General features: G+C 67.5%; 4 protein-coding genes. 2 read left to right on the forward strand and 2 right to left on the reverse strand.

What is annotated here, in order from left to right:
- Together ACO48X_RS08825 and ACO48X_RS08830 are read left to right on the forward strand one after the other, a co-directional pair.
- On the forward strand, positions 1 to 264 hold a 264-nt coding region (locus ACO48X_RS08825; RefSeq protein WP_485001719.1), incomplete at its 5' end, for an HAD hydrolase-like protein.
- Between the two features lie 7 nt (positions 265 to 271).
- A complete protein-coding gene (locus tag ACO48X_RS08830) occupies positions 272 to 1249 on the forward strand; it encodes a TetR/AcrR family transcriptional regulator (RefSeq protein ID WP_485001720.1) in 978 nt (325 codons plus the stop codon).
- 111 nt (positions 1250 to 1360) lie between these two features.
- On the opposite strand, the gene ACO48X_RS08835 is transcribed toward ACO48X_RS08830, so the two are convergent.
- Both ACO48X_RS08835 and ACO48X_RS08840 read right to left on the reverse strand, forming a co-directional pair.
- Positions 1361 to 2983: a class I adenylate-forming enzyme family protein gene (locus tag ACO48X_RS08835; RefSeq protein WP_485001721.1), complete on the reverse strand. Its 1623-nt coding sequence runs from the start codon at positions 2981 to 2983 to the stop codon at positions 1361 to 1363.
- On the reverse strand, positions 2980 to 4326 hold a 1347-nt coding region (locus tag ACO48X_RS08840; RefSeq protein WP_485001722.1), incomplete at its 5' end, for an acyl CoA:acetate/3-ketoacid CoA transferase. The genes ACO48X_RS08840 and ACO48X_RS08835, both read right to left, overlap by 4 nt.

The following is a 4326-nucleotide window of genomic DNA, read 5'->3' on the forward strand; positions in this document are numbered from 1 at the left end:
GTGGGCAAGCCGAACCCCGTCATGTTGCGCACGGGCCTCAACCGCATCGACGCCCACTCGGAGCAGACCGCGCTGGTCGGCGATCGCATGGACACCGACATCCTTGCCGGCATGGAAGCGGGACTGCAGACCCACCTCGTCTTGACCGGGTCCACAACCCGCGAGAACATCCCCGAATTCGCCTTCCGTCCGCAATTCATCCACACGAGCATCGCCAACGTCGTCGAATACGTGGAAAAGAGCGCGCCGGCACGGCGCGGGTGAGCCTTCGATGGGAGAGCTTCTTCCAGCGCTGTCAAGCGTCGTGGACTCGGGAGCGGTCGACGCCGGAGTTGGCCGCCCGCGCGATCCCGGCATCGAGGAGCGCGCCCTGGTCGCCGCGCTCGAGGTCTACATGGAAGTGGGCTGGTCCGGTTTCACGCTCGGGAAGGTGGCCAAGCAAGCCCGCATGGGCAAATCGGCGCTCTACCTGCGCTGGCCCACCAAAGAGGCGATGCTGGCCGACGCTTTCACGGCGTCGGACGTCTTCTTCGAATACCGTGACTACGAAAGGCCCGACGTCCCGTTTCTCGAGTACGTCCAGATGCTCGTCGAGGACAGGCTCATGCGCTACTACACGCCCACGGGGCTCGCCGTCATCCGCCTGATCCTCGAAAATCACACGGACAACGAGGAACTTGGCACGATATGGCAAAACTCGGTGGGAAAGTCCGTGATCCACACGAGGAACATCATCCGCGACGCCATGCGAACCGGCGATTTGCGGCCGGAAACGCAGCGTGTGCAGCTCGGCGACGCCCTCGAAGGGGGGATGGCCATGCACGTCATGGCGACGCCGCACCACCTGCTGTCCGTCGGGCGAAAGAAGGTCCGGCGGTTCGCCAACGAGCTGGTGGCGGGCGTCATGGGGCCATGGGTCACCGAGCAGGCCCTCGTGGATCTGCGCGAAAACGGATCGGAGCGATCCCACGTCCTTTTGCCGCTCATCGCCCAGGTGAAGGGCGACGACGCGTGGGAGGACGACGCGCAGGGCATCGACGATGCGCAGGGTGACGGCTTGCAAAACGACGCGCGGGACGAGGGATGCCGGAGCGACGCGCAGGGTGACGGCTTGCAGAACGATGCGCGGGGCGACGCCAGGCAAAGGGGCGCGCGCGACGGCGGGCAAGATATCGACGACGCGGAAGAAGCCTCCCAAAGCGCCGACGGGGAGTCTCCGAGCGGCGAGGAGGCTCCGGGCGGGACGTGACCCGCGGCCGCGGGAGCGCCGGTGTGGCTTCAGGGCCTGTTGCGCCACGGCCTCTCGCCTCTGCGCATGCTAAAGCCCGCTCGCGGTGATCGCCCGTGTCGGCAGGCCGAGTCACCCCTGCGCGTACCAGCGCGGTCCCGGATCGTGACGGTGCGCGGCGATGCGAGCCAACGCGCTGCGATCCGGCTTGCCCGTCGAACCCAGGGGGATGCCGTCGAGCTCCGCCATCGTGCGCGGCACCTTGTATTTCGCCAGCCGGGTCGCGGCGAAGGCGCGCACTTCGTCGAGGTCCAGATCGGCGCCGTCTTCGGCGACGACGAAGGCCGCCGGCAGCTCGCCCCAGCGATTGTCCGGCATCCCCACCACAACGGCCTCGGCGACGGCGGGGTGGTTGCGCAGCACCGTCTCGATCTCGGCGGGATAGATGTTCTCCCCGCCGGAAATGATGAGATCCTTGGCCCGCCCTTCGACGGTGTAAAAGCCTTCGGCGTCGACGGAGACGAGGTCTCCCGTGTGGAACCATCCGTCGCCTGCGAAACCGCAGCCCTCGCCTTCCGGTTTTCCCCAGTATCCGGGGGAGACGGACGGTCCGGACACCCACAGTTCGCCGACCTCGCCGACCGAGGCCTCGGACCCGTCCTCGCGCGCCACCCGCATCTTCATCCCGGGGGCGGCCTTGCCCACCTGGGCGCAATGCTCGGCCATGTCCTTCGGCGGCGTGAGCGTGCCGCCGCCCGCGGTTTCGGTCATGCCCCACGAGTTCGCCAAGGGCACGCCTCGCGCGGTGAAAACGTCGCAGAGATCCTTGGGGCAGCAGGCGCCGCCGACGATCGCCGTTTTCAGGCTCGAAAGGTCGCGCGAGCCGAAGTCCGGGTGCCGGGCCATGGCGTCGTACATCGTCGGGACGCCGAAGGTGCGGGTCACCCGATAGCGTTCGATCTTGGCCAGAGCGTCGCCGACGTCCCATTTGCGTTGGACCACGACGAGGCCGCCGGCCAGAAGCGTGGCGAAGGTGAAGGTGTTGAGGCCCCCGACGTGCCCGAAGGACGCGATCGCAAGGGCGACGTCGTCCGGCCCCGTGCCGAGCACCTCGGAGAAAGCCGCCCATGAGGCGAAGACGTTGCCGTAGGTGAGCTTGACGCCCTTGGCCTTGCCCGTCGAGCCGGACGTGTAGAGCAGAAGCGCGAGGGCGTCGGCCCGGATCGGGACGGCGTCGGGGACCATGCCCTCGCCTGCGCGGTAGAGTTCCGAGAGCCTCTGCCAGATGAAGTGGAGAGAATCGTCCTCCGGGGGCTCGATCGAGGGGTCGATGTCGTCGACGATCCAGAGGATCTCGGGCGAAAGGTCGAGCTCTTCGTCGAACTGCCGGGCGAAACGCGGCCCGCACAGCACGGCGGCGCATCCGGCGTCGTCGATGATCGCCTGGCACTCGACCGAGGACAGGCGGAAATTCAGCGGTAGCAGCACGGCGCCGATTCTGCTGGCCGCCAGCAAGGCGATCATGTGGATCGGGGCGTTTCGCCGGATGATGGCGATCCTGTCGCCCTGTCCGACGCCGTAGGCGGCGAGCCCGGCCGCCAGCGCGTCCGCCGCATCGAGGATCTGCGCCCGGGTGTAGCTGAAGGAGTCGACCACGATGCACGTCTTCGACGGCTCGGAGCGGGCGAGGGCGTCGAACTGCAGGATCGGCGAGACGAGCTCGCCTGGGCCCGACTCTCGCCCTGTGCCGTTCACTTGTGACTCGAAGGGGTAGGGGCCTGAGGGGCCGTCGAATTCGCAGCCGTGCGCTCTGCGGCGGCGTCGATGTGCGCCTTGAGCCCGCCCCACTTCTCACGGAAAATGCCGGGGTCCATGTCCTTCAGGTCGTCCGCGATCGCCGGCTCGAACTCCATTTGGTCGAGGATGTCGCGCTGCAAGTCCGCCCACGGCGCCTTCTCGATGAGCGTCAGGCGGCCCTCGCGCAGCTCGAAGACCGCGCGCTCGGTCACGTAAAGGACTGACTGGCCTGCGAGGGATGCCTGCTCGCCGGAGAAGGTGATCTGCTCGACGTCGCGGACGAACTTGCGCACCTTTCCCTCGGCCGCGATCCTGCAGCCGCCGTCTGTGAACTGGACGTCGAGGCCTCCCGCCGTGAAGGAGCCGGCGAACACCACGTGTTTGGCCGTGGCCGTGATGTTGATGAAGCCGCCGCAGCCCGCCACGCGGCCGTTGAATTTCGAGACGTTGACGTCCCCGCGGGCGTCCGTCTGCGCCGTGCCGAGGACCGTCAGGTCGAGGCCGCCGCCGTCGTAATAGTCGAACTGCTCGTGCATGCCGACCTGGGCGAGCACGTTGTAGGCGTGGCCGAAGTTCTTGTCGTCTGCGGGGGTTCCGCCGACGGCGCCGGCCTCGGTGGTCAGCAGCGCGTAGTCGGAGACGCCTTCCTCGGCGAGCACGATCCCGACGTCGGCCGGCACCCCCACCCCGAGGTTCATGGCCTGGCCCGGCCGGATCTCCATGGCTGCGCGGCGCGCCATGACCTTGCGAATGGTCAGCGGCAGAGGCTTGACATTCGATGCGGGGACCTTGATTTGCCCCGAGAAGGCGGGGTTGTACTGTGTGTACTCGGTCTGCATGTGGTTCTCCGGCTCGGAGACCACGATGTAGTCGATGAGGTTCCCGGGGACGCGCACGAGGTTCGGGTCGAGAGTGCCCGTCGCGACCACCGCCTTCGCCTGGGCGACGACGATCCCGCCGGAATTGTGGACGGCCTGGGCGATGGGAAGGATCTCCATCTTCAGGCCCTCGTGCTCCATCGTCAGGTTGCCCATCTCGTCGGCGTATGTGCCGCGGATGAGCCCGACGTCGATCGGGAACCCGCGATAGTACAGGTACTCCTCGCCGTCCAGCTCGATGAGCGAGACGAGGTCCTCCGTGGTGACGTCGTTGACCTTGGCGCCCTCGATGCGAGGATCGACGAAGGTGCCCAGCCCCACCTTCGTGACGACGCCGGGCCGATGGGCTGCGATCTCGCGGTAGAGGGCCGTCATGACGCCCTGCGGCAGGTTGTAGCATTCGAGCTTGTTGTCGGCGGCGAG

The organism is Peptidiphaga sp., assembly GCF_057238965.1.